19 protein-coding genes and 1 pseudogene are annotated in these 22,036 nt (G+C 71.6%); 15 read left to right on the forward strand and 5 right to left on the reverse strand.

The window, feature by feature from the left end:
• Window positions 1-77: 77 nt before the first annotated feature.
• The 9 genes from ACZ63F_RS34210 (at window position 78) to ACZ63F_RS34250 (ending at window position 8,731) form a co-directional block, all read left to right on the forward strand.
• Window positions 78-1,076 carry an FKBP-type peptidyl-prolyl cis-trans isomerase gene (locus tag ACZ63F_RS34210; protein WP_469717113.1) on the forward strand — a complete coding sequence of 333 codons (999 nt, stop codon included), beginning with the start codon at window positions 78-80 and terminating at the stop codon, window positions 1,074-1,076.
• 74 nt (window positions 1,077-1,150) lie between these two features.
• Window positions 1,151-1,522 carry an FKBP-type peptidyl-prolyl cis-trans isomerase gene (locus ACZ63F_RS34215; RefSeq protein WP_469717116.1) on the forward strand — a complete coding sequence of 124 codons (372 nt, stop codon included), beginning with the start codon at window positions 1,151-1,153 and terminating at the stop codon, window positions 1,520-1,522.
• Between the two features lie 206 nt (window positions 1,523-1,728).
• Window positions 1,729-2,682 carry a helix-turn-helix transcriptional regulator gene (locus ACZ63F_RS34220; protein WP_352365039.1) on the forward strand — a complete coding sequence of 318 codons (954 nt, stop codon included), beginning with the start codon at window positions 1,729-1,731 and terminating at the stop codon, window positions 2,680-2,682.
• 19 nt (window positions 2,683-2,701) lie between these two features.
• Window positions 2,702-3,721 (forward strand): helix-turn-helix transcriptional regulator, encoded by a 1,020-nt coding sequence (locus tag ACZ63F_RS34225; protein WP_469717118.1) that lies wholly within the window; start codon window positions 2,702-2,704, stop codon window positions 3,719-3,721.
• A 59-nt stretch (window positions 3,722-3,780) separates the two neighbouring features.
• Window positions 3,781-4,041 carry a hypothetical protein gene (locus ACZ63F_RS34230; protein ID WP_093505099.1) on the forward strand — a complete coding sequence of 87 codons (261 nt, stop codon included), beginning with the start codon at window positions 3,781-3,783 and terminating at the stop codon, window positions 4,039-4,041.
• 10 nt (window positions 4,042-4,051) lie between these two features.
• A complete protein-coding gene (locus ACZ63F_RS34235; RefSeq protein ID WP_391387115.1) occupies window positions 4,052-4,246 on the forward strand; it encodes a hypothetical protein in 195 nt (64 codons plus the stop codon).
• A gap of 260 nt (window positions 4,247-4,506) precedes the next feature.
• Window positions 4,507-4,788: a Sec-independent protein translocase subunit TatA gene (tatA, locus tag ACZ63F_RS34240; protein WP_469717121.1), complete on the forward strand. Its 282-nt coding sequence runs from the start codon at window positions 4,507-4,509 to the stop codon at window positions 4,786-4,788.
• Between the two features lie 47 nt (window positions 4,789-4,835).
• A complete protein-coding gene (gene tatC / locus ACZ63F_RS34245) occupies window positions 4,836-5,777 on the forward strand; it encodes a twin-arginine translocase subunit TatC (protein WP_469717123.1) in 942 nt (313 codons plus the stop codon).
• A gap of 101 nt (window positions 5,778-5,878) precedes the next feature.
• A complete protein-coding gene (locus ACZ63F_RS34250; RefSeq protein ID WP_469717151.1) occupies window positions 5,879-8,731 on the forward strand; it encodes a DEAD/DEAH box helicase in 2,853 nt (950 codons plus the stop codon).
• A gap of 74 nt (window positions 8,732-8,805) precedes the next feature.
• Here the strand turns inward: ACZ63F_RS34250 and atzF are convergent, their stop codons facing one another.
• From atzF to ACZ63F_RS34270, 4 genes are read right to left on the reverse strand one after another with little or no spacing between them, the layout of a single operon-like run.
• Entirely contained in the window at window positions 8,806-10,476 is a 1,671-nt protein-coding gene (gene atzF, locus ACZ63F_RS34255; protein ID WP_469717125.1) for an allophanate hydrolase, read from the reverse strand.
• A 17-nt stretch (window positions 10,477-10,493) separates the two neighbouring features.
• Window positions 10,494-14,006, reverse strand: coding sequence for a 5-oxoprolinase/urea amidolyase family protein (locus ACZ63F_RS34260; protein ID WP_469717127.1), 3,513 nt, complete (start codon window positions 14,004-14,006; stop codon window positions 10,494-10,496).
• Window positions 14,003-14,608: an urea amidolyase associated protein UAAP2 gene (locus tag ACZ63F_RS34265; protein WP_469717129.1), complete on the reverse strand. Its 606-nt coding sequence runs from the start codon at window positions 14,606-14,608 to the stop codon at window positions 14,003-14,005. The genes ACZ63F_RS34260 and ACZ63F_RS34265 overlap by 4 nt, the downstream gene beginning before the upstream one ends.
• Window positions 14,605-15,429: an urea amidolyase associated protein UAAP1 gene (locus ACZ63F_RS34270; protein WP_469717131.1), complete on the reverse strand. Its 825-nt coding sequence runs from the start codon at window positions 15,427-15,429 to the stop codon at window positions 14,605-14,607. Before ACZ63F_RS34270 ends, ACZ63F_RS34265 begins: the two co-directional genes overlap by 4 nt.
• A gap of 185 nt (window positions 15,430-15,614) precedes the next feature.
• Here ACZ63F_RS34270 and ACZ63F_RS34275 point away from each other — a divergent pair, with 185 nt between their 5' ends.
• From ACZ63F_RS34275 to ACZ63F_RS34300, 6 genes are all read left to right on the forward strand, one after another.
• Window positions 15,615-16,241: a TetR/AcrR family transcriptional regulator gene (locus tag ACZ63F_RS34275; RefSeq protein ID WP_352365060.1), complete on the forward strand. Its 627-nt coding sequence runs from the start codon at window positions 15,615-15,617 to the stop codon at window positions 16,239-16,241.
• A gap of 337 nt (window positions 16,242-16,578) precedes the next feature.
• Window positions 16,579-18,198 (forward strand): sensor histidine kinase, encoded by a 1,620-nt coding sequence (locus tag ACZ63F_RS34280; protein WP_469717133.1) that lies wholly within the window; start codon window positions 16,579-16,581, stop codon window positions 18,196-18,198.
• Window positions 18,195-18,602: a roadblock/LC7 domain-containing protein gene (locus ACZ63F_RS34285; RefSeq protein ID WP_089103096.1), complete on the forward strand. Its 408-nt coding sequence runs from the start codon at window positions 18,195-18,197 to the stop codon at window positions 18,600-18,602. Before ACZ63F_RS34280 ends, ACZ63F_RS34285 begins: the two co-directional genes overlap by 4 nt.
• Window positions 18,599-19,027: a DUF742 domain-containing protein gene (locus ACZ63F_RS34290; RefSeq protein WP_469717136.1), complete on the forward strand. Its 429-nt coding sequence runs from the start codon at window positions 18,599-18,601 to the stop codon at window positions 19,025-19,027. The genes ACZ63F_RS34285 and ACZ63F_RS34290 overlap by 4 nt, the downstream gene beginning before the upstream one ends.
• Complete coding sequence (locus tag ACZ63F_RS34295; RefSeq protein WP_469717138.1) at window positions 19,008-19,628, forward strand: GTP-binding protein; 621 nt, start codon at window positions 19,008-19,010, stop codon at window positions 19,626-19,628. The genes ACZ63F_RS34290 and ACZ63F_RS34295 overlap by 20 nt, the downstream gene beginning before the upstream one ends.
• A gap of 90 nt (window positions 19,629-19,718) precedes the next feature.
• Window positions 19,719-21,206: a cytochrome P450 gene (locus ACZ63F_RS34300; protein WP_469717140.1), complete on the forward strand. Its 1,488-nt coding sequence runs from the start codon at window positions 19,719-19,721 to the stop codon at window positions 21,204-21,206.
• Here the strand turns inward: ACZ63F_RS34300 and ACZ63F_RS34305 are convergent.
• Window positions 21,203-21,955, reverse strand: a pseudogene (locus ACZ63F_RS34305) (pseudouridine synthase); the annotation flags it as partial. The gene ACZ63F_RS34300 and the pseudogene ACZ63F_RS34305 sit on opposite strands and share 4 nt — an antisense overlap.
• Window positions 21,956-22,036: the final 81 nt, after the last annotated feature.

Consider the following 22,036-nt stretch of genomic DNA (forward strand, 5'->3'; position numbering starts at 1 on the left):
TTCCGTACGGCGCCCTTCCCACGTCGTAGAGTTGCGCGCACGCCATCCGCAAGATCGACCGATTACGAGGCTCTTCCGTGCGCCGACGCTCTCTTCTCCTTGCCGCTGTTCCCGCGGGACTGGTCACGCTCGCCGGGTGTGGTGACAACTCGTCCTCCTCCAGCAAGGCCAGCGCCTCGCCGTCGGCGTCCGCCTCGGTGCCGCCGCCGAAGATCGTGGACGGGCCGTTGCCGGCGATCACGGCGGGCACGAAGTTCGACGAGAAGCCGACGGTCGCCAAGGGCACCGGTGATCCGTCGAAGAACCTGGCGGTCAAGACGGTGATCGCGGGCAGCGGCAAGACGGTCGCGGAGAACGACTTCATCCAGGCCAACTACCTGGGGCAGATCTGGTCCACGGCGAAGGTCTTCGACCAGTCCTACGACCGCACGCCGCTGCTGATGCAGCTCGCCGCGGGCAGCATCATCGACGGCTGGCGGTACGGGCTGGCCGGGAGGAAGGCCGGCAGCCGGGTGCTGATGGCCGTGCCGCCGACCTGGGGGTACGGCAGCTCGGGCAACTCGCAGGCGGGGATCAAGGGCACGGACACGCTGGTGTTCGTGGTGGACATCCTGAACTCGTTCAACTCGAAGAGCTCCAGCACGGGCAAGGTGGTCGCGCAGACCGACGCCGCGCTCCCGAAGATCGGCACGAACACGGACGGCAAGGCCCCCTCGATCGACATCCCGAAGGTGGACCCGCCGAAGAAGCTGGTGTCGAACTACGTGCTGGAGGGCGACGGCCCCGAGGTGCAGTCGACGCAGACCGTCCTGTGCCAGTTCAAGGGCGAGGTCTGGGACAGCGGCAAGGTCTTCGAACAGACGTACGAGAGCGGGCGGCTGGCCCAGTTCTCGGTCCAGCAGATGCAGGAGGTCGTCAAGGGGCTCGCGCAGGGCATCACCGGCAAGAAGGTGGGCAGCCGGATCCTGGTCGTCACGCCGCCGGACCTGGCCTACGGGGACAACCCGCCGAGCGGTGGTGTGGTGAAGAAGGGTTCGACGCTGGTCTTCACGGTGGACATTCTTGCGGCGATGTAGTCGCGGGGGCGTGACCCGGGCGGGGATGAAAGACTGTGCGGGTTCCGTGTCGTACACAAGCAGGAGCAGAAGACGTGAGCATCGACAAGCCCGAGATCGACTTCCCCGAGGGCCCGGCCCCGGCCGACCTGGAGATCAAGGACATCTGGGAGGGTGACGGCGAGGTGGCCCAGGCGGGCCAGACCGTCACCGTGCACTACGTGGGTGTCGCGTTCAGCACCGGCGAGGAGTTCGACGCCAGCTGGAACCGCGGCACCCCCTTCCGCTTCCCGCTGGGCGGTGGCCGCGTCATCAAGGGCTGGGACCAGGGCGTGCAGGGCATGAAGGTCGGCGGGCGCCGCCAGCTGACCATCCCGGCCCACCTCGCCTACGGCAACCAGAGCCCGACGCCGGCGATCAAGCCCGGTGAGACGCTGATCTTCGTCGTGGACCTGCTCGGGGTCTGAGCCCCGTCCCTGGCCGGCCTCGTCGGACGCCGGCCGGTCCCGACCGGGAACAGGCAGGCCGAGGGCCCGTGCCGTGTGCGCGGGCCCTCGGCGTTTGTCGTGCCGTGCCCGTTTCGGCCGTCATTGTTCGGACTGGCTTTTGCCGTGACACTCCGGAGCGGTACGGTCATCGGTCAGGAGCACCATAGGGAAGGCGAAGGGCGTCGATGGCCATTGCCAAGGCCGAGCGGCTGATGAACCTGGCGTTGTGCCTGCTGGGGACACGGCGGCCGCTCAGCAAGCGTGAGCTGCGCGAATCCATCGAGGCCTACCTGGAGGCGGGCAGCGACGACTCCTTCAGCCGGATGTTCGAGCGGGACAAGGACGATCTCCGCGAACTCGGGCTGGTGATCGAGACCGTCGAGAACCTGGACGGCGAGGTCGGCTACCTCGCGCGCCGCGACAGCAACCGGCTGCCGCCCATCACCCTGGACGCCGAGGAGGCCGCCGCCCTCGGTCTCGCGGCCAAGGTCTGGCAGCAGGCCCGGCTGGCCGGTGCCGCCAGCGGTGCCCTGCAGAAACTGCGCGCGGCGGGCCTCCCCGAGGACGTCGACCCGTACGAGGCGCACGGCGCGCTGGAGCCGCGGATCCCGGTGCACGAGGCCGCCTTCGAGCCGCTGATGCTGGCCTGCCGGGACCGCCGCCCCGTCGTCTTCGACTACCGCAAGGCAACCGCCGCCCGCCCCGAGACCCGGAACGTGGAGCCCTGGGCCCTGGAGTGCTGGCGCGGCCACTGGTACCTGGCGGGCTGGGACCGCGACCGGGGCGCCGAGCGGGTGTTCCGGCTGTCCCGGATCACCGGGAAGGTCCGCTCCCGGGGCACCGCCTTCACCGCGCCGGTCCCGGACGTGGTCACCGTCCGCGAGACCGTGGCGAGCTGGGCCGGTGAGATCGCGGACCGGTCCGCGCGGATCCGGCTGCGTTCCGGGGCCGGCTACCCCCTTCGGGCGAAAGCCACCGCGGTGCGGGAACTCGGAGACGGGTGGGACGAGTTGGAGATTCCGTACGGGCACGGGCTGGACGCCTGGCTGGTGGAGTTCGGGCCGGACGTCATGGTGGTGGAGCCGGCCGAGCTGCGGGCGGACGTGGTGGACCGGCTGCGTGCCGTGGCCAAGGGCTGAGGGGGAGCGGAGCAAGGCAGTGGCAGGCAAACCGGTCAGGCCCGTGAACGCCATCGACCAGACCCGGCGGATGCTCTCCCTGGTGACCTACCTGCGTGAGCGCCCCGGCGCCCGGATCGCGGACGTGGCGCGCGCCTTCGGGATCACCGAGGACGAGCTGGTCTCCGACCTCGACGTGCTGCCCATGTGCGGCACCAGCTTCCGGGGCGGCGATCTGCTGGACATCGACACCGACGGCGAGCGGATCTGGTGGCACAACGCGGCCGCGCTCGGCGAGGAGGCCGCCGAACCGCTCAGGCTCGCCGCCGACGAGGCGACCGCGCTCCTGGTCGCCGCCCGCGCGGTGGCCACCCTGCCCGGCCTGCGCGAGGGTGACCGGCAGGCGCTGCTGCGGGCCACCGCCAAGGTGGAGACCGCGGCGGGCGAGGCGGGCGATGCCAGTGCCCGGCTCTCGGTGACCTTCGAGTCCGAGGGCGGGGTCTTCGCCGACGTCGACCGGGCGATCGCCGAGCGCCGCCGGCTGTGGATCCGTTACTACTCACCGGCCCGCGACGAGGTCACCGAGCGCGAGATCGACCCCATCCGCCTGGTCAGCGTCGGCCACACCTATGTGGAGGCCTGGTGCCGCCGCTCCGAGGCCCGGCGCACCTTCCGGCTCGACCGGGTCGCCGAGATCAGGATCCTCGACGAGCCGTCCGCACCCCCCGAGATCGAGCTGCGCGACCTGTCCGAGGCCCTGGTGCAGCCGGCCGCCGAGGACCCCGAGGTGGTCGTCGAGGTCGGCCCCGGCGGCCGCTGGGTCGCCGAGTACTACCCGCACGACAGCGCGGATGAGCTTCCCGACGGCGGCCTGCGTATTACTCTGCGCACCCCCGAGCCGGCCTCCCTGCGCCGGCTGGCGCTCAGGCTCGGCGGCGACGGCCGGATCGTGTCACCGCCCGAGCTGGCCGACAGCGCCCGCCGGGCCGCCCGCGAGGCACTGGAGGCGTACGACCACGTCGGGCACGGCGACGAGGAAGGGCAGGGTCGAGGGTTTTGAACGAGTCTTCGGGGGTTCTGGACGGGTCTTCGGGTTCCGGCGGCGCGGGCGCGCGGGAGATGACGGTGGCGGCCGCCTTCGCCGGGATGAGGAGAGTGGTCCCCGTGGTGTTCAGGGCCGGCTGCCCGGACTGCCGGAGCAGTTTCGAGCTCGCCGCGAGCGCCCTGCGCCTGGCCATCGGAGCCACCAGCAAGACGACGTTCTACTCGTTCACCTGCCCCGACTGCGGGGCCGCCGTCCGCAAGCCCGCAGGCGAGCGGATCGTCGAACTGCTCACCGGCGGCGGGGTCAGGACACTGCGGCTGCACCCCACGGTCTAGGCTCGGCTCCATGTTCTGGGCGATGGTCGCGGTAGCTGTGGGTTTCGTGGGTCTTGCCGTGCTGGGCGTGCTCGCCGTGCGGGTCTTCCTGGAGGCGCGGCGGCTGGGCGCGCAGGTCGCGGACTCGGCGCGGCGCATCAACCGGGCCGCGGAGGACCTGGAGCGGGCGGCCGGGAGCGCCGCCCGCACTGTGGACGCCCTGTGACTCCCGCTGTGCGGGCGGTGTGAGTACTGGGCCATAAGCGGTTTGCGTCACTTCGCCCTGTCACGGTGCCCGCAGGGAAAGGTACGCTGCTGCTCGCGGGACGGAGAACGAGGCCCGTTCCGCGGACCGGGAGTACGCACGGGGATTGCCTCACGTTTACCCCTGAGCGTTACGATCGCTGACAGCACGACCACTCGGACACGTGTCCGACGGATCGCACAGCATCCCACCCAGCCGCCTCGGTGAGAAGGTAAAGACTTATGTTCGGAAGGCTCGGCGCCCCCGAGATCATTCTCATCCTCGTCGTCGTCATCCTGCTGTTCGGCGCGAAGAAGCTTCCCGACATGGCGCGCTCGCTCGGCAAGTCCGCTCGCATCCTCAAGAGCGAGGCCAAGGCGATGAAGGAAGACGGCAACAGCACCTCCGCCCAGGCACCCGCCTCCGGCGAGCAGTCCCAGGCGCAGCGCACCATCCAGGCGGCCCCCGGCGACGTGACCAGCTCCCGCCCGGTCAACGAGCCGTCGGACACCACCCAGCGCTGACGCACGGCCGGTAGCCCCCGGCCTGCCGCACGAGATGAGGACGTGGGTTGCCAAAGTCTGCCCGCAAACAGGAGAAGGATCCCGAGGGGCGGATGCCTCTCGCGGATCACCTTCGTGAGCTCCGCAACCGGCTCGCGAAGGCCATGCTGGCCATCATCGTCATCACGGTGGTCGCCGCCTTCTTCTACAACAACATCATCGACTTCCTCACCAAGCCGATCCTCGAGTCGGTCGGTTGCGCGCACACCTTCTCGGAGATGAACAAGACCACCGGTGACGAGCAGTGCGCCCAGATCACCATCAACGGTCTCCTCGCGCCCTTCACGCTCGCCCTCCAGGTCTCCCTGATGGCCGGTGTGGTGTTCGCCTCCCCGGTCTGGCTCTACCAGCTGTGGGCCTTCGTCGCCCCCGGTCTGCACAAGCACGAGAAGAAGTACGCGTACGCGTTCGTCGGCACCGGCGTCCCGCTCTTCTTCGCCGGCGCGTTCTTCGCCTACAAGGTCCTGCCGACCACCGCGAAGGTCCTCATCGGCTTCACCCCGCACGGCGTGAGCAACCTGCTGCCGCTCGACGACCTGCTGCAGCTGGTCACGCGCATGGTGATCGTCTTCGGCCTCTCCTTCGAGCTGCCGCTGCTCCTGGTGATGCTCAATCTCACCGGCATCATCACCGGCAAGCGGATGCTCGGCTGGTGGCGGGCGATGATCCTCGGCATCACGGTCTTCGCGGCCGTGGCCACCCCGAGCACCGACCCGCTCTCCATGCTGGCGCTCGCCGGACCGATCTGGGTGCTGTACTTCGGCGCGGTCCTGTTCTCCCTCCTCAACGACCGGCGCAAGCGTGGCCGCGACGACGACGGCCTCGACGACGACGAGGCCTCCCACCTCGATCTCACCCCCGAGGACATCGGTGAGATCGAGACCGTCTCCGCCAGCCGCGCGCTGCCCGAGGGCCCGGACCGGGTCAACGGATACGACGACGTGACCTGACAGGGCGACCACAGCCGCCGGGAGGTGCCCGCGTCCCACGACGCGGGCACCTCTTCGTCGTCCGTTGTCGTCCGTTGTCCCGTTGTCCCATGTTCCGGATAATGATCGTCCTGTTGTCAGTGGGGACCGGTACGCTCGAAAGCACGATGACAGAGGACCTCTCACCGGCCGAGCGGTATGCGGCGGCCCGCAAGCGGGCCGCCGAGCAGGCCACCGCGCTCGCGTCGTTCCGCGAGATGTACGACTTCGGCCTCGACCCCTTCCAGATCGAGGCCTGCCAGGCGCTCGAAGCCGGAAAGGGCGTACTGGTGGCCGCCCCCACCGGCTCCGGCAAGACGATCGTGGGCGAGTTCGCCGTCCACCTCGCCCTCATGCAGGGCAAGAAGTGCTTCTACACGACACCCATCAAGGCGCTGTCGAACCAGAAGTACGCCGACCTCTGCCGCCGCTACGGCGACGGCATGGTCGGCCTGCTCACCGGCGACAACAGCATCAACCCCGACGCCGCCGTGATCGTCATGACCACCGAGGTCCTGCGGAACATGCTGTACGCGGGCTCCCAGACCCTCATCGGCCTCGGCTACGTGGTCATGGACGAGGTCCACTACCTCTCCGACCGGTTCCGCGGCGCCGTCTGGGAAGAGGTGATCATCCACCTCCCGGAGTCCGTGACCCTGGTCTCCCTGTCGGCCACCGTCTCCAACGCCGAGGAGTTCGGCGACTGGCTCGACACCGTCCGCGGCGACACCGAGGTCATCGTCTCCGAGCACCGGCCCGTCCCGCTCTTCCAGCACGTGCTCGCCGGACGCCGGATGTACGACCTGTTCGAGGAGGGCGAGGGCCACAAGAAGGCCGTCAACCCCGACCTCGCCCGGCTGGCCCGCATGGAGGCACAGCGTCCGTCGTACCAGGACCGCAGACGCGGCCGGGCCATGCGCGAGGCCGACCGGGAGCGGGAGCGCAGGCAGCGGTCCCGGGTGTGGACACCGGGCCGCCCCGAGGTCATCGAACGGCTCGACAACGAGGGCCTGCTGCCCGCCATCACCTTCATCTTCAGCCGCGCCGCCTGCGAGGCCGCCGTCCAGCAGTGCCTGTACGCGGGTCTCAGGCTCAACGACGACGAGGCGCGGGAGAAGGTGCGCGCCCTGGTCGAGGAGCGCACCTCGTCGATCCCGCCGGAGGACCTGCACGTCCTCGGCTACTACGAGTGGCTGGAGGGCCTGGAGCGCGGCATCGCCGCCCACCACGCCGGCATGCTCCCGACCTTCAAGGAGGTCGTCGAGGAACTCTTCGTACGCGGCCTGGTGAAGGCCGTGTTCGCCACCGAGACCCTCGCGCTCGGCATCAACATGCCCGCCCGCTCGGTGGTGCTGGAGAAGCTCGTCAAGTGGAACGGCGAGCAGCACGCCGACATCACCCCGGGCGAGTACACCCAGCTGACCGGCCGCGCGGGCCGCCGCGGCATCGATGTCGAGGGCCACGCGGTGGTGCTCTGGCAGCGCGGCATGAGCCCCGAGCACCTCGCCGGGCTCGCCGGCACCCGCACCTACCCGCTGCGGTCCAGCTTCAAGCCGTCGTACAACATGGCGGTCAACCTGGTCGAGCAGTTCGGGCGGCACCGCTCGCGGGAGCTGCTCGAGACGTCGTTCGCGCAGTTCCAGGCCGACAAGTCGGTCGTCGGGATCTCCCGGCAGGTGCAGCGCAACGAGGAGGGACTCGCCGGCTACAAGGAGTCCATGACCTGCCACCTAGGCGACTTCGAGGAGTACGCGCGCCTGCGGCGGGAGCTCAAGGACCGCGAGACCGAACTGGCCCGGCAGGGCGCCTCCCAGCGGCGCGCCGAGGCGGCCGTCGCCCTGGAGAAGCTCAAGCCCGGCGACGTCATCCACGTGCCGACCGGCAAGTACGCCGGCCTCGCGCTGGTGCTGGACCCCGGGCTGCCCGCCGGGCGGTCCAACGGCCACCGCGGCTTCGAACAGCACGACGGGCCCCGGCCGTTGGTCCTCACGGCCGAGCGGCAGGTCAAGCGCCTCGCCTCCATCGACTTCCCGGTGCCGGTCGAGGCGCTGGAGCGGATGCGGATCCCCAAGTCCTTCAACCCCCGCTCCCCGCAGTCCCGTCGGGACCTCGCCTCCGCGCTGCGCACCAAGGCCGGGCACATCCCGCCGGAGCGGGCCCGCAAGAAGCGCTCGCAGGCGGCCGACGACCGGGAGATCGCGCGGCTGCGCACCGCGATCCGGGCGCACCCCTGCCACGGCTGCAACGACCGCGAGGACCACGCCCGCTGGGCAGAGCGCTACCACCGGCTGATCCGGGACACTTCCCAGCTGGAGCGGCGCATCGAGGGGCGGACCAACACCATCGCCCGGACCTTCGACCGGATCGTGGCGCTGCTGACCGAACTGGACTACCTGCGCGGCGACGAGGTCACCGAACACGGCAAGCGGCTGGCGCGCCTGTACGGCGAACTCGACCTGCTCGCCAGCGAATGCCTGCGCGCCGGCGTCTGGGAGGGGCTCAGCCCCGCCGAACTCGCCGCGTGCGTCTCGGCGCTGGTGTACGAGGCCAGGGTCGGCGACGACGCGATGGCGCCCAAGCTGCCCTCCGGGAAGGCCAAGGCCGCGCTCGGCGAGATGGTCCGGATCTGGGGACGCCTCGACGCTCTCGAGGAGGACTTCCGGATCAACCAGACCGAGGGCGTCGGACAGCGCGAACCCGACCTCGGCTTCGCCTGGGCCGCCTACATGTGGGCCACCGGAATGGGCCTGGACGAGGTGCTGCGGGAGGCGGAGATGCCCGCCGGCGACTTCGTGCGGTGGTGCAAGCAGGTCATCGACGTCCTCGGGCAGATCTCGGCGGCCTCTCCTGCGGAGGGCTCGACCGTGGGGAAGGCCGCGCGGAAGGCGGTCGATCTGGTGCTGCGGGGGGTTGTGGCCTACTCGTCGGTGGGGTGACTGATTCGACGGCGGGTGCGGGTGGGTTGTGGCTTGTCGCGCAGTTCCCCGCGCCCCCGAACAAGTGGGTTGCTTCAACCCTTGTTCAAGTAGTTCCGCCAGCCTCCGTACCGCGTGATGTCCTCGGCGTCTGTCAGGGCGCTCGGCTCGCAGAGGAAGCCGGGGACGCTTGTGCCGTCCGACAGGTCGACGCTGCCCAGTGCCATGGGGTGGGGGAGCGCGGCGAGCAGGCGGCCCAGGCCCTCGGGGGGCAGGGTCCACACCTCTGCCGCGATCGCGGCCCCGCCCTCGCCCACGTGCACAAGGCCCGGCTTGGGCGGAGTCGTCGGCAGGGCGTGGAGGCGGTACACCGGGGCCGTGGTCGTCGTACGATCCAGGACCGCTCCCAGCGCCAGGAGCTGGGGGTTTAGCGGCTGGCCCGTCAGGTGGGCGCCCAGTACTGCGAGGCTCACCCGTGGTTCCAGGGCGCGGGCGATCGTGGCGAGGCGGTCGTCCGTGAACGCCGGGCCGATCAGCATCACGCCGAACGGCAGGCCGTCCACCTCGCCCGCCGGTACCGCCACCGCGGCCAGGTCGAACAGGTTCGTCGAGTTGGTGAAGCGGCCCAGGCGGGCGTTGGCGCCCAGCGGGTCGGCGGCCACCTCCTCGAGGGTGGGGTGGCCGGGAGTGGTCGGGAGCAGCAGGGCGTCCGCGTCGCCGAGTTCGGCCAGGGCGCGGGTGCGCAGGTCCGCCAGGCGGGCCTGGTCGGTGAAGAGCCGGTGGGCCGGGATGTCCCGGGCCCGGGTGATGATGCCGGCCACCGTGGGGTCGAGGCCCTCGCCGCCGGACGAGATCAACTTGTCGACAAAAGAACCCACCGCCGTGTAGCGCTCGGCCACGAAGGCGCCGTCGTACAGCATCGTGGCCGCCTCGGTGAAGGGGGTCAGGTCGATGGGGCGGACCGAGGCGCCGGCGACGGCCAGGCGGTGCACCGCAGCTTCGTAGGCCTCGGCCCAGCCCTCGTCCAGCTCGCCGAGCTGGGCCAGGGGCGGGACGGCGATGCGCCAGGGGCCAGGGGGGCGCTGGGGGAGGGGCGGGAGGGAGCGGTCCGGGTGGGAACGGTCCGGGTGGTATGTGACATAGCACAGTGCCTGCTCCGCCTCCGCCAGTGTCCGGGCGAACACCGTCACGCAGTCGATGGACGCGCAGGCCGGGACCACACCGGTCGTCGGGATCAGGCCGCGGGTCGGTTTCAGGCCGACGATGCCGTTGAAGGCGGCCGGGACCCGGCCGGAGCCCGCGGTGTCCGTGCCGAGGGCGAGGTCGACGATGCCGAGGGCCACGGCGACGGCCGAGCCGGAGCTGGAGCCGCCGCTGATCCGGCTGGGGTCGATCGCGTTGCGGACCGCGCCGTGCGGGGAGCGGGTGCCGACCAGGCCGGTCGCGAACTGGTCGAGGTTGGTGGTGCCGAGGACGAGTGCGCCGGCCGCCCGCAGCCGGGCCACCGCCGGTGCGTCGGCCTCCGGTTCGTAGGCGTACGCCGGGCAGCCCGCCGTCGTGGGCAGGCCGTGCACGTCGATGTTGCCCTTGGCGGCGAACAGGCGGCCGGCGAGGGGGAGGTGTTCTCCCGCGGCCACCCGCTCGTCGATCGCGCGGGCCTCCGCCTCGGCCTCGGCCCGCGGGCGCAGGTCGATCCAGATCTCGGGCCGGTCGACGGCCTCGATGCGCGCGTAGGCGGCCCGGACCCGGGAGAGGGTGCTGGACATGGTCTTGCTCCTGTCGCTCAGTTCGCGGCCGGCGCCAGGACGAGCAGGGCCGTCCCCGCCTCCACCTGGTCGCCGGGCCGGGCCAGGATCTCCGTCACCACGCCGGGCATCGGCGCGTGCACCCTGGACTCCATCTTCATCGCCTCCAGGGCGAGCAGCGGCTGGCCCGCCGTCACCTCGTCGCCCGGCGCGACGTTCAACTGCCACACGGATGCCGCGTACTCGGCCTCTATCAGACGGCCGCCCGGCGGGACGGACACCTCGGCCGGTGCGGCGGCCGGTGCGGCCGAGGCCTCCGCCCGCGCGAACTCGCCCGCCGCTTCCCACGCGTCGCGCTCCGCCGCGAAGGCCGTCTGCTGACGTGACCTGAACTCCGCGATGGACGCGGCGTGTTCGGCGAGGAAGCCCTGGTACGCGGCGAGGGAGAAGGTGCCCTGCTCGATGCGCGGGACGAAGCGGCCCGAGGTGATGTCGGCGCGCAGGTCGAGGAGTTCGTCCGCGGACACCGGGTACCACCTGATCCGGTCGAAGAACCGCAGCAGCCACGGCATGCCCGGCTCGAACGCGCCGCGCTGCTGCCAGCCCGACCACACCTGGGTCGTACGGCCCACGAACTGGTAGCCGCCCGGGCCCTCCATGCCGTAGATGCACAGGTAGGCGCCGCCGATGCCGACGGAGTTCTCGGCGGTCCAGGTGCGGGCCGGGTTGTACTTCGTGGTGACCAGGCGGTGGCGGGGGTCCAGCGGGGTGGCGACCGGGGCGCCCAGGTACACGTCGCCGAGGCCCAGGACCAGGTACTCCGCGTCGAAGACCGTGCGGTAGACGTCGTCGGGCGAGTCCAGGCCGTTGATCCGGCGGATGAACTCGATGTTCCACGGGCACCAGGGCGCGTCGTCGCGGACGCCCGCCATGTAGCGGGCGATCGCCTCGCGGGTCGCCGGGTCGTCCCAGGACAGGGGGAGGTGGACCGTGCGGGAGGGGACCACGAGTTCGTCGGTGGGCGGCAGCCCGTCCACGATCTCCCGTACCGCGCCCAGGAGTTCGGCCTGGGGTAGGACGAGGGGATCGGTCCGGATCTGGAGTGAGCGGATGCCGGGGGTGAGGTCCGTGACCCCGGGCAGCTCCGCCGCCGTCACCGCCTCCATCAGCGCGTGGACCCGCATCCGCAGGGCGAGGTCCAGCTGCATGGGGCCGAACTCGACCAGCAGGTTGTCGTCGCCGCTGCGCCGGTAGGTCACGTCACCGTCGCGGGCCAGGACTCCGCCGTCGACGATCTCGGGACGGGGGGCGCCCGTGACGTCGACGGGGGTGAAGCGGACCGTGTCGCCGGGGCGGAGCTGGCCGAGCTTCCAGCGTTCGCCGCTCAGCACGGTGGCCGGGCAGACGAAGCCGCCCAGGGAGGGGCCGTCGGGGCCGAGCAGGACCGGCATGTCGCCGGTGTAGTCGACGGCGCCGACCGAGTACGGGGTGTCGTGGATGTTGGACGGGTGCAGGCCCGCCTCGCCGCCGTCGGTGCGGGCCCAGCGCGGCTTGGGGCCGACCAGGCGGACCCCGGTGCGCGCCGAGTTGAAGTGCACCTTCCACTCGGCCGCGTAGAAGTCGCGGATGTCGTCCTCGGTGAAGAACTCCGGGGCCGCATGGGGGCCTTCGACGGCCGCGAGCTGCCAGGCGGTGGTGAGGCGCGGGCGGTCGGCGACCGGCGCGCCGTCCGTCACGGCACCGCCGTGCAGGACGTCACCCGTGCGCAGCGCCCGGCCGCCGTGGCCGCCGAACCGGCCCAGGGTGAAGGTGCTCGCGCTGCCGAGGAAGCCGGGGACGTCCAGGCCGCCGCCGGCGAACAGGACGTAGGTGCGCAGGCCGTGTTCGGCGGGGGCGCCGATCTCCAGCAGGCCGCCCGCCGGGACGGTCACCGGCTCCCACTGGGCGGCGGGGGCGCCGTCGACCGTCACCGGAGCCTGGGCGCCGCTCACGCAGACGGTGGTGGGGTGGGTGAAGCGCAGGGAGGGGCCCTGGAGGGTGCATTCGAGGCCGGGGGCGCCCTCCGGGTTGCCCAGGGCGCGGTTGCCGAGGCGGAAGGAGCGGTCGTCCATCGGGCCGCTCGTGGGGACGCCGACCTGCCAGTGGCCGGTCCGGCCCGGCCAGTCCTGGACCGTGGTGAGCGTGCCGGCGGCGACGACCTCGATGCGGGGGGTGGGGTCGGTGACGGTGGCGAGGGTGGCCGTGGAGTGGGCGGCGGAACGGAAGCGGGGGTCGGCGAGCGCGGCGCGGACCAGACCGAGGTTGGTCTCGATGCCGTCGACGCGGGTGCGGGCCAGTGCCTCGTCCAGCCGCCGCAGCGCCTCGGCGCGGTCGGCGCCGTACGCGATCACCTTGGCGAGCATCGGGTCGTACGACGTGGTCACCTCGGTGCCGGTCTCCACCCAGCCGTCGACGCGCACCCCGTCCGGGAACCCGACCCGGGTCAGCAGGCCCGCACTGGGCCGGTGTCCGCGGGTGGGGTCCTCGGCGTAGACGCGGGCCTCGACGGCGTGGCCGCGCGGGGTGCCCGGGTCGCGGACCACGCCGGTCTCGCCGCGGGCGAGGCGCAGCATCCAGGCGACCAGGTCGACGCCGTAGATCTCCTCGGTGACCGGATGTTCCACCTGGAGGCGGGTGTTGACCTCCAGGAAGTAGGCCTCCTCGCGGGCCGCGTCGTACACGAACTCGACCGTGCCGGCCGAGCGGTAGCCGACCGAGGCGCACAGATCCCGGGCGGCGGCGGCGAGCCGGGCGCGTACGTGGCCGGGCAGGCCGGGGGCGGGGGCCTCCTCGACGACCTTCTGGTTGCGGCGCTGGAGGGAGCAGTCCCGGTCGCCGAAGGTGACGACCCGGCCCGCGCCGTCGCCGAAGACCTGGACCTCGACGTGGCGGGCGTGCTCGACCAGGCGTTCCAGGAAGACCCCGGCGGAGGAGAAGGAGGCGGCGGCGACCCGCTGGACGCGGTCCCAGGCGTCGGTCAGTTCGTCGGCCGATCGACATGCCGACATACCGATACCGCCACCACCGCCGGTGGCCTTGAGCATGACCGGGTAGCCGATCGCGGACGCCTCGCGCAGGGCCTCGGGAAGGTCGTGCAGCAGACCGGTGCCGGGTGCGAGGGGGACACCGGCGGCCTGGGCCGCCGCCCGCGCGGTGTGCTTGGCGCCGAAGAGTTCCAGCTGTTCGGGGGTCGGGCCGACGAAGACGATCCCGGCCTCCGTGCAGCGCCGGGCGAAGTCGGCGTCCTCGGAGAGGAATCCGTAGCCGGGATGGACCGCGCCCGCGCCGGTGTCCTTGGCCGCCTTGAGGACCAGGTCGGCGTCGAGGTACGACTCCTTCGCGGGCGCCGGGCCGAGCCGTACCGCCTCGTCGGCGAGGCGTACGTGCGGGGCCGAGCGGTCGGGGTCGGAGTAGACGGCGACCGTGCGCAGGCCCAGTTCGCGGGCGGTGCGGATGATGCGGACGGCGATCTCGCCCCGGTTGGCGACCAGCAGCTTCTCGAAGGAGGTCATTCCGCGGCCCCGCTGATCGTCATCTGCACGGCCGTCGGTTCGAAGCCGTTGCAGGGGTTGTTGATCTGGGGGCAGTTGGAGACCAGGACGAGGACGTCGCGTTCGGCGCGCAGGGTCAGCTTGAGGCCCGGGGCGGAGAGGCCGTCGACGATGCCGAGGGTGCCGTCCTTCTCGACCGGCACGTTCATGTACCAGTTGATGTTGGAGACCAGGTCGCGCTTGCCGAGGCCGTACTTGGCGCCCTCCGCCAGGAAGTTGTCCACGCAGGCGTGCTGGGACCAGGTGTGGTGGCCGTAGCGCAGGGTGTTGGACTCCTTGGAGCAGGCGCCGCCGACGGTGTCGTGCCGGCCGACCTCGTCGGCGGTCACCGTCATCAGCGGGGTGTGCTCGTTGGAGAGCAGCACGCTGCCGGTGGTGAGGAAGATGCTGCCCTGGGCGTGGACGGTGTCGGGCGCGCTGTAGCGGACCGAGGTGTCGTGGGCGTCGTAGACGAGGAAGTCGACGGCCTGGTTGCCGTGCAGGTCGGTGATGGTGAGGGTGGCGCCCCCGGGGATCACCGCGGACCAGGCGGCGCGGGCCGGGACGACGGTCTGCGTGCTCATGCGAGCCCCCTCGCGGCGAGGAATTCGGCGGTGTTGAGGAAGGCGCGGCGGCCTTCGGGGGTGGCGTCCCAGAGCGGGGCGCCGGGCGGGGTGGGCGCGGCGCGCCAGGCCAGCACCTCCAGGGGGGTGCTGACGTAGTCGGGGCGCGGGTCGGCCGGGTGCGGGACGTTCGCGATCAGTACGGTCACGTCCTGCTCGGTGCGGAGCGTGACGCTGCCGCCGGGGCCGGACGGGCCGGTGAAGTCCAGCGAGCCGTCTTCGCGCACCTCCACGCCCTGGAAGAACGACAGGGAGGGCGGCAGGTCGCGCGGTTCCAGGCCGTTCTTGGCCGCCGCCAGCTTGAACAGCTCGCGTCCCGCGGGGGAGGGCGACTGCGGGGTGCCGTCGCCGTACCGCTCGGTGTTGCGGGCCAGGGTCGAGGTGCCGCACAGCGCGTCGTGCCGGCCGGAGGTGTCGGCGACGACGGAGGCGAGGACCCGGCCCTGGTCGGAGAGGAGCAGGACACCCTCGCCGAGGTAGGCGTTCCACTGGACCTTGACGGTGTCGGCGACGTTCAGCCGCTCCCAGGGGCGGCCGTCGGCGTACAGCAGGAGGTGCGCGCAGGCGTCGCCTGCCGGGTCGGTCAGGCGCAGTTCGGTGCCGCGGGCCAGGACGCGGTGCGTGTAGTTGCCGCCCGCCACCGTCTCGGCCCACACCAGGTGGCCCGCCTCGCAGGGCGGGTCCGGCCAGTCGGCGGCCGGTACGACGGGCATGGCCTCGGCGCGGGTGCCCTCCTGGGCGCGGGCGTGGGCGCGGGCTCCGTACGTGGTCGCTGTCGCCATCGCTGACCTCCGGCTCCTTGGACTGGGGGTATTTCTGTCGCTCGACAGAAATTAGGGGCGGGCCGGGTCGGCGGCGTTGCCGCGGCGTAACGGCCCGGTTGCCGACGGCTCACCGCGGGCGGCGGCCGGCCGGGGTGCGGCGTCGGCGTGATCGCCGTACGGCGTCGTGTGCGAGGATCGAACGCATGGGGACGAGCAGTGGCCGCCGGGTCGGCCGGCCGCGGGCCGCGCAGCGTCCGGACAGCGGTCTCGAACCGCGGGCCGAACTGCTGGCGGCGGCGGCCGAGTTGTTCACCACCCGCGGCTACGCGGCCACCACCACCCGGGCCGTGGCCGAGCGGGCGGGCATGCGGCAGGCGTCGATGTACCACTACGTCTCCGGCAAGGAGGAACTCCTCGCCGAACTCCTCGAGTCCACCGTCACGCCCTCCCTGGCCTGCGCGCGGGAACTGCTCGCGGACGACGTGACCCCGGCCGAGGAGCGACTGCGGGTCCTGTGCCGGGCCGACGTGGAGCTGCTGTGCGCCGGGCCGCACAACCTCGGCGCGCTCTACCTGCTGCCCGAGGTGCACGCAGAGCGGTTCGCCGGGTTCCACGCCGTGCGCGCGGAGCTCAAGGACGCCTACCGGCAGCTGATCGCCGGCACGGCGGCCGGCGGGGCGCTGGCCAAGGGGGAGCTGGAGCTGCGGACCGATCTCGTCTTCGGGCTGATCGAGGGCGTCATCCTCGTCCACCGCTCCGAACCGGAGCGCCCCGCCCACGAGTTCGCCCGCGCCACGGCCGAGGCCGCGCTGCGGATCGTGGGGGTCTGAGGAGGCCCCCGGGCCGGCGGCGGAGGTTTCGCTCCCGCGGCTCCTTTCACCCGTCACGGTGAGTGGTCTCCGTACGCCCGTGCGCCGTGACGGGGCGTGTTCGAATGAATGCCCTCCGTGCAAAACGACCGAGGGTACTCCAGTCCCTCGGGCGTTTTCAGGTGCTTGCCGAATATGACACGGCGTTGATCCGGTCGGACTAAGCTCGCCCGCGGCGCACCGAGTTGAGGTGAATTCGTGCGCCTGTTCCCAAACATACGGAAGATCCAGACTGCTCCATGAACCTTCCCCCCACGAGCTCCCCCGACACCCAGCCGATTCGTCTCAGAAGGCATACATGGTGAGTGTGCAATCGCCTCCCGATGGCCGTGAACTTTCCCTGGCGCGCGTGCTGTTGCTGCCCGCCATACTGATGGCCGCGGCGACCGCCGCCGCCGTCGTCCTGGTGGCGGCGTCCGCCCGGATCGCCGTCGGCGTGTGCGGAGCCGTCGGCATGCTGCTGGTGCTCGCGACGGCGGCGGAAGCGGTGCGCCGCGGCCGCAGGCTCCAGGAGGCCCGGGCCGAACACGAACGTCACAGCGCGTATCTGGAACGGCGCCTCACCGCGAGCGAGGAGGAGATCGAGCACCTCGGCCGGGAGGTCTTCCCGACCGCGCTCTACCGGCTGAAGGCCGGCGAGTCACCCAAAGAGGTGGTCCGCCAGCTCTTCGACGTCGACCCGCGGATGCGCCACGCCCCCGAGTCGCAGCGCCGGCTGATCCGCATCATGCTCGACATCGTCGACGAGGAGGACCTCCAGCGCGACTCCCTGGAGCGCTCGTTCGTCAGCGTCGCCCGGCGCGTCCAGGCCATCGTCCACCAGCAGGCCCACGAACTGCGGGAGATGGAGGAGGACCACGGCCGCAACCCCGAGGTCTTCGACGACCTGCTGCGCATCGACCACGGCACCGCGCTGATCGGACGCCTGGCCGACTCGGTCTCCGTGCTCGGCGGCGGCCGGCCGGGCCGCCAGTGGCCCAACCCCGTCGCCCTCTACAGCGTGCTGCGCGGCGCCATGTCCCGGATCCTGGAGTACCGGCGCATCGAGCTGCACTCCATCTGCCAGGTCAACATCAAGGGCACCTCCGTCGAGCCGGTCATCCACGCGGCCGCCGAACTCCTCGACAACGCCACCCGCTACTCGCCGCCCTCCACCAAGGTGCACGTCACCGCCGTCGAGGTGCAGTCCGGCGTGTGCATCGAGATCGAGGACGCCGGCGTCACCCTCAACGAGGAGGCCCGTGACCGCCTGGAGGGCCTGCTGGAGAAGGCCAAGCAGGGCAAGGACATCCAGGTCCTCGGCGAGAACCCGCGCCTCGGCCTCTCGGTCGTCGGCCGCCTGTGCAAGACGTACAACATGGACGTCTCCCTGCGCGCCTCCGCGTACGGCGGCGTCCGGGCCGTCCTCATCGTGCCCAGCGACATGATGACCACCGACCCCGCCCCCGGCATCGCCCACGGCATCGGCGCCACCGGCATCCCCCAGCCCGAACTCGGCGCTCTCGAGGGCCCCAAGCGCCCGCCCAAGAGGCGCCGGCCCACCAGCCCCCGCATCCCCGCCGGGATCTCCATGGAGGACGACGTCCCCGAGGTCACCGAATGGACGGCGGGCGGTCTGCCGCAGCGGCGCAGCCGGATGAAGACGCCGCTCAGCCAGCGGATCGCCGAGCAGGCCGCCATCGAGCGCGCCGAACGCGAGGGCAACCCGACCATCTGGTCGCAGCACAAGGAGCCCGACCCCGAGCCGGAGCCCGAGCGCCGCGAGCCCGGCCTCTGGGTCGATGCCTTCTGGGAGGGGCTCAAGAAGAACAACCCGGGTGTCCACCCCACCGACTTCACCCGGAACCCCACCAAGTACCTGCATCTGATCAACGATCCGGCCGGCACCGAGGCCGATGACGAGGGGGACCTCAAGTGATCCAGCAGCGAGGCAACTTCGACTGGATGCTCAAGCAACTCGCCGACGGCGTACCGGGCGTCGAGATGATCGTCGTGCTCTCCGCCGACGGCCTGCGCATCGCCCGGCACGGCGGCGACCCGGACGCGGCCGACCGGCTCGCCGCGGCCTGCGCGGGCGTGCAGAGCCTGGCCAGTGCCGTCGCCCAGGAACTCCCCATCAGCAACGGCGACATGAACCTCGTCCTGATCGAGATCGACAGAGGCTACTTCTACCTCATGTCCGCCGGCGCCAACGCCTACCTCGCCGTGCTCGCCGACGTCACCTGCGAACCCGGCCGGATGAGCGAGATGATGCGCGACCTCGTCGTCCGCATCGGCGCCCACCTCACCAGTCCGCCCCGGCGGAACGGGCAGACCGTATGACTCCTCCGCAACGCAAACGGCGCCAACCCAGGCCGGAACTCGCTTCACCCCGAGTCCCGTCCGCGCCGCCGGCCCCCGAGAACGGCGGCGAGGACGAGGACAACAAGAACCCCGAACGGCTCTACGTCATCAGCGGTGCCGACGGCGCGCGGGCCGAACTCGACCTGGTCACCTTAATCGTGGCGCGCGCCGCCGCACCGCCCTCCGTCACCCCGGAGCAGGCGGCGCTGCTCCGGCTCTGTCTCGCCCCGCTCTCCGTGGCCGAGCTCTCGGCCTACCTCAAGCTGCCGTTCAGCGCGATGACGGCACTGATCACCGAGCTGATCACGGCCGAACTGGTGCAGGCGCGCGCCCCGATCGTCCGCCAGGCGCTCCCCGACCGTTCACTTCTCGAAGCGGTGATGCATGGACTTCAAAAGCTCTGACACGATCCCCGGCCCCCGCACCGAGGAACATCTCCCGCACTCCGCGCAGGCCGCGGTGAAGATCGTGATCGTGGGGGGCTTCGGGGTCGGCAAGACCACCATGGTCGGTTCCGTCAGCGAGATCAGACCGCTGACCACCGAGGAGACCATGACCCAGGCCGGCATCGGGGTCGACGACAACTACGGCTCCGACTCCAAGACCGCCACCACCGTGGCCATGGACTTCGGCCGCATCAGCATCACCGACCAGCTCGTCCTCTACCTCTTCGGCACCCCTGGCCAGGAACGCTTCTGGTTCCTGTGGAACGGCCTGTTCGAAGGTGCGCTCGGCGCGGTCGTCCTCATCGACACCCGGCGCCTGGAGGTCAGCTTCGACGTGATGGGACGCCTGGAGGAGCGCGGTGTGCCGTTCGTCGTCGCCGTCAACTCCTTCCCGGACGCGCCCCGTTACCCTGTCGAGGAACTGCGCACCGCGTTGGACCTGCCCCCCGACGTCCCCATCATCGAGTGCGACGCCCGCCGCCGGGCCTCCAGCCGCGACGTCCTGATGACCCTGATGCGCTTCCTGCACTCGCTCGCCATGTCCGGCGCGCTCACCTGACACCCGGGCACCCCCCCCAGCCTCTTTCGGACTCCTTCGCATCCCTTCGCATTCCTTCGAACTCTTTCGGATCTCCTCGGAGCGATCACTGTGACGCCTGAATCCCCCTTCCAGGCCGGCGCCAGCGCGGACCCGGTCCCGCCGCCCGGCTGTCCGGCGCACGACCGCGGCCCCGGCGGACTGCAGCGGCTCTACGGCACCGACGCGGACCACCTGGGCGAGCTGTACGAGAAGCTGCGCGAGGAACACGGCTCCGTGGCGCCCGTCCTGCTCCACGACGACGTGCCGATCTGGGTGGTCCTCGGGCTCACCGAGAACCTCCAGATGGTCCGCACCCCCGCCGTCTTCACCCGGGACAGCCGCATCTGGACCCCACTGCGCGAGGGCATGGTCAAGCCCGACCACCCGCTCATGCCGCACATCGCCTGGCAGCCGATCTGCTCGCACGCCGAGGGCGACGAACACCTGCGGCTGCGGGCCGCGGTCCAGGGCGCCATGACCACCATCGACCACCGCAGCATCCGCCGTCTCATCGGCCGCTACACCCAGCTGCTGGTCAACGAGTTCTGCGAGAAGGGCCGCGCCGACCTGGTCTCCCAGTACTCCGAGCACCTGCCGATGGCGGTCATGTGCGAACTCCTCGGCATGCCCGAGGAGTACAACGACCGGATCGTGGAGGCCACCCGGGACGCGCTCAAGGGCACCGAGACCGCGATCGCCAGCAACGAGTACGTCATGGGCGCCCTGACCCGGCTCACCGCCCGCCGCCGGGCCCGCGCCGAGGACGACTTCACCAGCCACCTCGTCAACCACCCGGCCGGGCTCAACGACGACGAGGTCGCCCAGCACCTGCGGGTCGTCCTCTACGCCGCCTACGAGACCACCGCCAACCTCCTCGCCAACGCGCTGCGCATGGTCCTCACCGAGCCCGGCTTCCGCGCCCAGCTCAACGGCGGCCAGATGACCGTTCCGGAGGCGATCGAGCAGTCCCTGTGGGACGAGCCGCCGTTCAGCACCGTCTTCGCCTACTTCGCCAAGCAGGACACGGAACTCGGCGGCCAGCGCATCCGCAAGGGCGACGGACTGCTCTACGCCCCCGCGCCGGGCAACGTCGACCCGCGCGTCCGCCCCGACCTGAACGCGAACATGCAGGGCAACCGCTCGCACCTCGCCTTCGGCGGCGGCCCGCACGAATGCCCCGGCCAGGACATCGGCCGTGCCATCGCCGACGTAGGAGTCGACCAGCTGCTGACCCGGCTCTCCGACATCCAGCTCGACTGCGACGAGGAGGAACTGCGCTGGCGTGCCTCCATCGCCTCCCGGCACCTGGTGGAACTGCCGGTGCGCTTCGACCCCAAGCCGAAGCAGGACGTCACCCTGATGCCGAGCCCGGCCCTCGTCCCCCCGCAGCGCACCGACTGGCAGGTCGGCATCCCCCGCCCGGTGGCACCGGAACCGGTTCCCGTCCCCGCCCCCGCCCCCGAGCCCCCGTCGGCGCCGGTGGCCGTGTCCGCCTCCGAACCGGCCAGGCCCCACGGCATCTGGCCCAGGCTGCGCCGTTGGTGGCTGGGCCGCTAACCGACCCGGTCACCGGCCCACGTCTGGTACGACTCCCACGCCTGCAGCGTCCGCCCGCTGCACAACCGGTGCTCCACCCCCGTGACCGGATCGGTGAACTCCAGCCGCCGCGCGAGCAGTTGCAGCGGCCGCCGGAAGTCGCCGTCCGGCACGGGGCCGGTCACGACCGGATACAGCGGATCGCCCAGAATCGGCACACCCAGCGCGCTCATGTGGACGCGCAGTTGATGGGTCTGGCCGGTGCGCGGGGTGAGCCGGTACCGCCCCAGGTCACCTCTGCGGTCGACCAGCTCGACGACCGTCTCGGCGTTGGGCTCGCCCTCGATCTCCCGTGCCGCCGGTACACCGCGCTCCTTGAGGATCCGGCTGCGCACGGTCCGGGAAACGGCGAGCGAAGGGTCGTACGGCGCGATCGCCTCGTACTCCTTGCGCACCCGGCGCTCGCTGAACAGCTTCTGATACGCCCCGCGTTCCTCGGGCCGCACGGTGAACAGCACGAGCCCGGCCGTGAGCCGGTCCAGCCGGTGCGCCGCCCCCAGCGCGGGAATCCCCAGCTCCCGCCGCAACCGGGCCAGCGCGGTCTCGGTGACGTGGCTGCCCCGGGGGGTGGTGGCGAGGAAGTGCGGCTTGTCCGCGACGACGAGGTGATCGTCCCGGTACACGACTTCGAGGGGGAAGGGGACGGGGACCTCGGCGGGCAGGTCGCGGTGGAACCAGAGGTAGCGGCCGGGGGAGTAGGGGGCGTGGGGGGGGGGGGGGGGGGGGGGGGGGGGGAGGAGAGGGGGGGGGGGGGGGGGGGGGGGGGGGGGGGGGGGGGGGGGGGGGGGGGG

The sequence above is a fragment of the Streptomyces sp. NPDC104761 genome, from assembly GCF_055583445.1.

Coding starts and splice junctions, on each gene's coding strand:
- ACZ63F_RS34220 (WP_352365039.1), top strand. CDS start 1,729: ATGGCCATTGCCAAGGCCGAGCGGCTGATGAACCTGGCGTTGTGCCTG.
- ACZ63F_RS34230 (WP_093505099.1), top strand. CDS start 3,781: ATGACGGTGGCGGCCGCCTTCGCCGGGATGAGGAGAGTGGTCCCCGTG.
- ACZ63F_RS34235 (WP_391387115.1), top strand. CDS start 4,052: ATGTTCTGGGCGATGGTCGCGGTAGCTGTGGGTTTCGTGGGTCTTGCC.
- tatA (WP_469717121.1), top strand. CDS start 4,507: ATGTTCGGAAGGCTCGGCGCCCCCGAGATCATTCTCATCCTCGTCGTC.
- ACZ63F_RS34250 (WP_469717151.1), top strand. CDS start 5,879: ATGATCGTCCTGTTGTCAGTGGGGACCGGTACGCTCGAAAGCACGATG.
- atzF (WP_469717125.1), bottom strand. CDS start 10,476: ATGTCCAGCACCCTCTCCCGGGTCCGGGCCGCCTACGCGCGCATCGAG.
- ACZ63F_RS34260 (WP_469717127.1), bottom strand. CDS start 14,006: ATGACCTCCTTCGAGAAGCTGCTGGTCGCCAACCGGGGCGAGATCGCC.
- ACZ63F_RS34265 (WP_469717129.1), bottom strand. CDS start 14,608: ATGAGCACGCAGACCGTCGTCCCGGCCCGCGCCGCCTGGTCCGCGGTG.
- ACZ63F_RS34270 (WP_469717131.1), bottom strand. CDS start 15,429: ATGGCGACAGCGACCACGTACGGAGCCCGCGCCCACGCCCGCGCCCAG.
- ACZ63F_RS34275 (WP_352365060.1), top strand. CDS start 15,615: ATGGGGACGAGCAGTGGCCGCCGGGTCGGCCGGCCGCGGGCCGCGCAG.
- ACZ63F_RS34280 (WP_469717133.1), top strand. CDS start 16,579: ATGGTGAGTGTGCAATCGCCTCCCGATGGCCGTGAACTTTCCCTGGCG.
- ACZ63F_RS34290 (WP_469717136.1), top strand. CDS start 18,599: ATGACTCCTCCGCAACGCAAACGGCGCCAACCCAGGCCGGAACTCGCT.
- ACZ63F_RS34295 (WP_469717138.1), top strand. CDS start 19,008: ATGGACTTCAAAAGCTCTGACACGATCCCCGGCCCCCGCACCGAGGAA.